The organism is Arthrobacter sp. ISL-30 (assembly GCF_018613855.1).
Taxonomy (GTDB): domain Bacteria; phylum Actinomycetota; class Actinomycetes; order Actinomycetales; family Micrococcaceae; genus Arthrobacter.
The window spans coordinates 234,579-240,617 of sequence record NZ_JAGGPK010000003.1; the positions used below are offsets into that span (position 1 = coordinate 234,579).

Sequence of the window (6,039 nt, forward strand, 5' to 3'; positions counted from 1 at the left end):
CGGGTCCTTTGCTCGGCGAGTCATGGGCTTGCGTAAACATGGCCTTCGGGTGTTAGACCGGGCGGAAGGTTGGGGGCTTCGTCCGATTCGATGACCATGATGTTGCCATCGACGACTTGCACTTCCTGAGTCAGGACCGGCAGTTTGGCCGGCGATTTGTGCAAGTGTCGTCGATGGCGAAAATCTCGCCGTCTTCTGTGTGGAAGACGGCTATTGGCGGAGCTTTGTCGAGCGTAGTGCCTCCCCGGGAGCGAGTTCACTGAGCGGGTAGGCCTTGTGCATGTTGCATCCCTTCGGGGCTAGGAGTCAGATTTGCTTTGATTCAAGCAATCGTTCCGCAAAGATCAACAGATCTCGCAGTAAGCAACAGAGTGCCCCGGGTCACATCTTCATGTCAAGGGTTTTTCTGAAGTCTCCTGCCGTATTTCAATAGGTTTTGCTGCACCTTGACAGGAAGCGTGGTATCGGTCACCCTGTTGCGCAGCACGAGTATTGTTGCGTAAAAAGCAATTAGACGGGTGGAACATGGAGACCTGGAGGGCCTCGATGCCATCCATCGGCAGCGTCTGTGACGCCTGTGACAATGCTGCAGTGGATACTGTAATGGGGCTGTTCAAGAACGAGGCCGTCGCGAAGGACGTGATGGACCGCTGATAATGTCCCCCTGCGCATAACCGGCGGCGACGGTCGAGCTCCCTCGCGAAGAGAATCGAAGCCTGTTTCAGGATCTCGTTGGACTCCTTCAGGTCCCCGCACCACAGCCCGGAGCCGCTTGATTTCCTCCACCCCGTCACTGCTTGATCCGGTCTTCTCACCGCCATCGACAGGGCTTGAACAGCCCTGCGGCGCAGGGATGGGCCGACTCCGGGCTTCGGCGCCAGTGCCTTGCAGGGACCATAGACATTGGCATTCGAACCCTCATGGTAGTGCTGGTCCGAGCGGGCAAGCGAAACGCCTCGCATGGCGTGCTCGCGCTTGTATTCTTGCCGTGAAAACGATCCCTGTGCTGTCCGGCCTAGATCACCTGGAAACGGCTAGGCATCGATCACCAAATCCGTCTGCGCGGTGGAGCAGCAGGGCAGGAACTTGCCTGCCTCGATTTCCCGCGCCCGGATCCCGCCCTGGTGGTTCATCTCGACCTCCCCTGAAAGCTTGACGACCTTGCAGGAGCCGCACATGCCTTCCTTGCAGTTCGCGCCGATCCTGACGCCCGCACGTTGGGCCACCCCGAGGATGTGTTCGTCGGGGTCGATCCGCGCATTGATGCCGGTGCGTATGAAGGACAGGGTGAGGCTTCCCGTTCCCACCGTGTCGAAGCTCGAGGCATCAGGGGACACTGCCTCCGGCCCCACGCCCGAACTGCCGTCGCTGGCGGGCGCGTCCGGGTCGACCGCTTCCAGCGGCAGGCCGGAAGCCTTCGGGTTCCCCTCGGCGTCGTAACCGGGCTCGTAAAGCCCGAACGCGCTCGGCTGGCTTTCGTAGTAGTCCTCGGCGGAATCTGCCAGCTCCTCGGCGATTTCCTCTGCGATGTCCGTTGCAAGCGCGATCTCTGCCTGGTATTCAAGGAGCGTCTTGCGGTCTCCCGAGAAGAATTCCATGTAAATGGAGGTGTCATCGACGCCGACCTTTTTGAGGAGTTCGGCGGCGGTGTTCAGGTAACCCTCGGGGCCGCAAGCATAGACCTGCCGGCCATTGGCATCAGGGGCAACTTGGTCGAGCATGGCTGCCGTCAGCCTTCCGCTCAGCCCTTCCCACCCCTCGGGCTTGCTGCGATCGCCAAGGGAGTAGAAGACCTTGACGCGCGAGTCCACGGAGGCGATGTAGGCCAACTCCTGGTGGAAGGCAAAGCCTCCGGCCTCCGCCCCGTGGTAGAGCACCACGACGTCGGCGTGTCCGGGCAGGGAGTGGATGGTCCGCACCATGGACATAATCGGGGTGATGCCGGCGCCCGCCGCGAGGAAGAGGTACCGCGCCCGGCGGTCCGCATCGGGCAGGTGGAACGCCCCGACCGGTCCGAGCATGTCGAGGACAGTGCCAGGTTTGACGTTTTCATGTACCCAGGGTGAGACCAGTCCGGTGGAGTCACGTTTGACGCTGATGCTGAAGGTCCACGGCTCCGTGGGCGAACTGGACAGCGAGTAGCTGCGGTCCACCGGATCCTGGTCCTCACCGTTCACGGGAAAGGCGATGTTCACGTACTGGCCCGCACGGAACGCCAGGGGCGCACCGTCGCAGCGGCGGAACACGAAGGTCATGAGGCCGCCAGCCTCGGGCACGGTCTCCACACATTCGGCCATGAACTCCTGGGGATGCCAGGGACCGAGTGCACGGGCGGCGCGGGCAGGTGCGTCGGTGCTGCCCATCACCCTGTTCCACGGCATCTCAAGACCGCGGATGCGCTGTGGTTCCTGGATTACCGTCTCAGTAAGGAGTTCTGTCATGCCAAGTGCTCCTGCACGCGCTGCACGTACCAGTTGATGAATGCCTCTACCTGGTATTCGCTCTTCATGTACGGGCCGGGCTGGTATGCGGGGCTGCCGGCACCCTGCTGGCACAGCTCGACGAACGCCTTGTCCTGCAGGTTCGTCTGCTTCCACGTGTAGGTGAGTTTCTCCAGGTCGTAATCGACGCCTTCTTCGGCGTCGTCAGCCACCAGCCAGGTGGTGCGTACCAGTGACTGGTGTTCGTTGATGGGGAAGACGCCGAACGTGATGACGTGGTCGCCGAGGAAGTGGAACCAGCTGTTGGGCTGCAGGTGCATTGAGCAGCGGCCGAGGCGGAAGTCCGGCAGGTCGCCGAGCAGCTTCTTGGAAAGCCTGCGCCCGTCGGGCGAGAACGATTCGCCTTCTCCGTCGAGCGATTCCCGCGAGATCCGGATTCCCGCGATACGCGTGTCCAGCTCCTCCACCACCTCGTAGGGAAGGCCATAGCGGCGGCAGCGCTCCTCGAGCGAGGACTGTGCATTCTTGTTCCGGTCCCAGACTTCCTCAAGGTGGGGCGGGATCAGGCCCTCGGTCAGGCCCCAGGTGGGGAAGAGGGAGCAGGCGAGCTCAGGGTGGCCGTCACAGTGGTAGCACTCACGGTTGTTCTCCATGACGAGCTTCCAGTTGCCCTCTTCGATGATGTTCTGCTGGTAGGCGATTTTCGTCTTCGACAGATCGTGGGGGGCGAGGTAGGGCTCAAAGATCTTTGAGGTTTCGTCGAAGTCCGTCGGCGGCTCATCTGCAATGCAGACGAAAATGAGGCCGGCGACCTCGCGGCCGTGGGCGCGCTTGAGTCCGAAGCAGCTCTTGTCGAACTTCGTTTCCCCGGGTGCCGAGGCATGGATCAGATCGCCGCTGGGTGAGTAGGTCCAGGAGTGGTAGCCGCATACGAGGTTCCCGGTTGAACCCGTGGATTCAGTCAGGACGCGGGCGCCGCGGTGACGGCACACGTTATGCAGGACGTTCACCCCGCCGTCGTCGTTGCGCAGCACGATCAGGGAGTAGGGCCCGTAGTCGACAGTGACGTAGTCACCCGGTTCCGGCAGTTCAGCGGTGCTGGCGGCAAAGATCCAGTGCTGGCCAAAAATGGCTTCCATGTCGATCTTGAAAATCGTCGGATCCGTGTAGAAGGGGGCATCGAGGGAATATCCGGTGCGCCGGAACTCGAACAACCCGGCGATTTCCGCCAGCTGCTCCTCGGGCAATGATGAAGCGATTTTCCCGCGTGAGTTGAGGGGCAGGTGCACTGGAGCAGTCATGAAGTTTCTCCCGAGAGGGTGGTGAGTATGCGATTTGTGTAGCAGGCTGCGTCGCTGCAGCCATTGTCGAAAAGACGTTGTCCTCGACATTAGGACTGCCGGGGTTGCAATAAAAGCGCAAGATTTAGGAGATAACCATGCATAATTGATGCATGATCGATCCACGGCTCATAACACTTCGGGTGTTTGCCCGGTGCGGCACCGTTGGCGCTACCGCGGAGCTCACGGGTTATTCTCCCTCCGCCGTCTCCGCGCAATTGCGGGAGCTCCAGCGAGTGCTTGGAATGCAGCTGCTGACGAAGGACGGACGGGGTGTGCGGTTGACCGCCACGGGCCGATTTCTCGTGGCGGGCTCGGACACCCTCATTGCGCAATGGGAGAGCCTGCGCGCCGCCGCCATGGAGGCGGGCGACCAGGTGCAGTCGCGTTTTGGCCTCGGCGGATTCTCCACGGCGGCCGCCCAGTTGCTCGCGCCGCTGGCCGCCACCTTGCGCTCAACACGCCCCCTGCTGGAGGTGCAGGTACTCGAGGCCGACCCGGCCCGCTGCTTCGACTTGTTGGTTGCCGAGCGAATCGACCTCGCGGTCATCGTCGCGATGCAGTCCGAAACGTATGTTGAGGACGATGCGCGCTTCGAGCAGACCGTTCTGCTTGACGATCCGCTGGACGTGATCATTCCCTCCGACCATCCGTTGGCATCCCGGGAAACGGTGACGCTCGAAGAGCTGGCGTCGGAACCCTGGATCACCGAGGCCGCCGGTTCCACCTACCATTCCCTGTTCACTGCGGCGTTCAGGGAAGTCGGGGTGACACCTCGGATTGCCCATGAGGCCGTTGAATGGGAAACCCAGATCGCGTTCGTTGGTGCGGGGCTCGGCGTGGGCCTGCTGCCGCGACTGGCGCCCCTGCGTAATGCCGAAAACGTGGTTCGGCTGCGCATTACTGGCAAGGGGAAGCCCTCGCGCCGGATTGTCTCTGCGGTGCGCAAGGGCAGCATCGCATCACCCCTGATCCAGGAGTCGCTCGGCATCCTGCAGGTCAACGCCAATCGGATCCTCACCGCCCGACCCGAAGAGGATCTTTGAAAGCGCATGGCCGCGATTCGTTGGGGGCCAGCAGGTCCAGAAGGTGGCGACTCGTCCGCGCGGCCCTGGAGCTCTGTGCCATCCGGGCCGCGCACCTGCACAAGCCCGGTGCTTGGCGGAGCGGACCTACCGGCGTCTGTAGCCCATTTTTGTGCTGATGGTCAGGCCGGCATCGCGGAGGCCGTCAATGAGCCCGGGCTGCTCCTCTGGCGTGAACCGGAAGGCGGGGCCGGAAATACTCACCGCAGCGATGACGTTTCCCAGGTGGTTATAGACAGGCACTGCAACCGCAGTCAGCCCGATCTCGAACTCCTCGTGGACGACAGCGTAGCCATCGCGAGCGATGTTCAACAGCTGCTTCTCAAGGACCGAACGGTTAGTGATGGTACGCGGCGTGTGGGCCGGCAGGCCGGTCCTCTTGAGGATCGCATCCCTTTCGTCCGCTGTCAGGGCAGCGAGCAGTACTTTGCCGCTGGACGTGGCGTGCAGCGGTGTCAGGCTGCCCACCCAGTCATACGTGGCCAGCGTTGAGGGTCCCATTGCCTGGTCCACGTTGACGGCGTAGTTCGATCGCAGGACGGCAAGGTTGACCGTTTCCTTGTATGCCGCTGCAAGGCCCTCCAGGACCTCCCTGGCCTCGTGCACAACGCTCAACCTACCCGGAATGGACGATGCCAGGCGAAGAATGCCAAAGCCCAGCTGGTACTTTCCACGTTCGCTGTTCTGCCGGACCAGCTCGCGGCCGACCAGGGAGCCCACCAGCCGGGACACGGTGGACTTGTGGATCCCCATCTCCTCGGCGATTTCACTGACGCCGGCGTCGCCCTCCCGGGCCAGGATTTCCAAAATCTGGAGGGCACGATCCACCGATTGGACGCCTCCGGCCTGTGCATCTGCGTCCTTGTCCATGTCCGGGTCATTGTGTGCGGCCATCATGCCTCGTGTCGTCGTCCAGGGTGCGTGATTGAGCCTGGAGGGAGGTTCCACCCACCCCGCCCGCTCATATCTTGTTTTATCCTAGACCGACACTGCCGCAGCGCCGTCAACCGGCGCAAAACGCCGCTAAGCAGGACACCCCGCCGTGGAGGATCCATGACGGGGTGTTCGGGTTGGCGCAGGTCCAACGAGGGGCAAACAAAGGACTAGCCGATCTTGTTGGCGGCTTCGGCGCCGGAGCCGCCAGCGGAAGCGGCGCCGAGGTTTGCCCGGAGC

At 62.4% G+C, this 6,039-nt stretch carries 4 protein-coding genes; 1 reads left to right on the forward strand and 3 read right to left on the reverse strand.

Going from position 1 to position 6,039, the window contains the following annotated elements; genetic code table 11:
- Positions 1 to 1,034 precede the first annotated feature (1,034 nt).
- Entirely contained in the window at positions 1,035 to 2,441 is a 1,407-nt protein-coding gene (locus tag J7E82_RS01370) for a ferredoxin reductase (RefSeq protein ID WP_214859602.1), read from the reverse strand.
- Entirely contained in the window at positions 2,438 to 3,742 is a 1,305-nt protein-coding gene (locus J7E82_RS01375) for an SRPBCC family protein (RefSeq protein WP_214859603.1), read from the reverse strand. Before J7E82_RS01375 ends, J7E82_RS01370 begins: the two co-directional genes overlap by 4 nt.
- Positions 3,743 to 3,894: 152 nt before the next feature.
- Between J7E82_RS01375 and J7E82_RS01380 the strand changes: the two genes are divergently transcribed.
- Positions 3,895 to 4,827 carry a LysR family transcriptional regulator gene (locus J7E82_RS01380; protein ID WP_214859604.1) on the forward strand — a complete coding sequence of 311 codons (933 nt, stop codon included), beginning with the start codon at positions 3,895 to 3,897 and terminating at the stop codon, positions 4,825 to 4,827.
- A 126-nt stretch (positions 4,828 to 4,953) separates the two neighbouring features.
- Here the strand turns inward: J7E82_RS01380 and J7E82_RS01385 are convergent, their stop codons facing one another.
- Entirely contained in the window at positions 4,954 to 5,760 is an 807-nt protein-coding gene (locus J7E82_RS01385; RefSeq protein ID WP_214859636.1) for an IclR family transcriptional regulator, read from the reverse strand.
- Positions 5,761 to 6,039 lie beyond the last annotated feature (279 nt).

Bases quoted from the DNA above. Each gene is read 5' to 3' on its own strand.
- J7E82_RS01385 (WP_214859636.1), bottom strand. From the start codon at position 5,760: ATGGCCGCACACAATGACCCGGACATGGACAAGGACGCAGATGCACAG.
- J7E82_RS01370 (WP_214859602.1), bottom strand. From the start codon at position 2,441: ATGACAGAACTCCTTACTGAGACGGTAATCCAGGAACCACAGCGCATC.
- J7E82_RS01380 (WP_214859604.1), top strand. From the start codon at position 3,895: ATGATCGATCCACGGCTCATAACACTTCGGGTGTTTGCCCGGTGCGGC.
- J7E82_RS01375 (WP_214859603.1), bottom strand. From the start codon at position 3,742: ATGACTGCTCCAGTGCACCTGCCCCTCAACTCACGCGGGAAAATCGCT.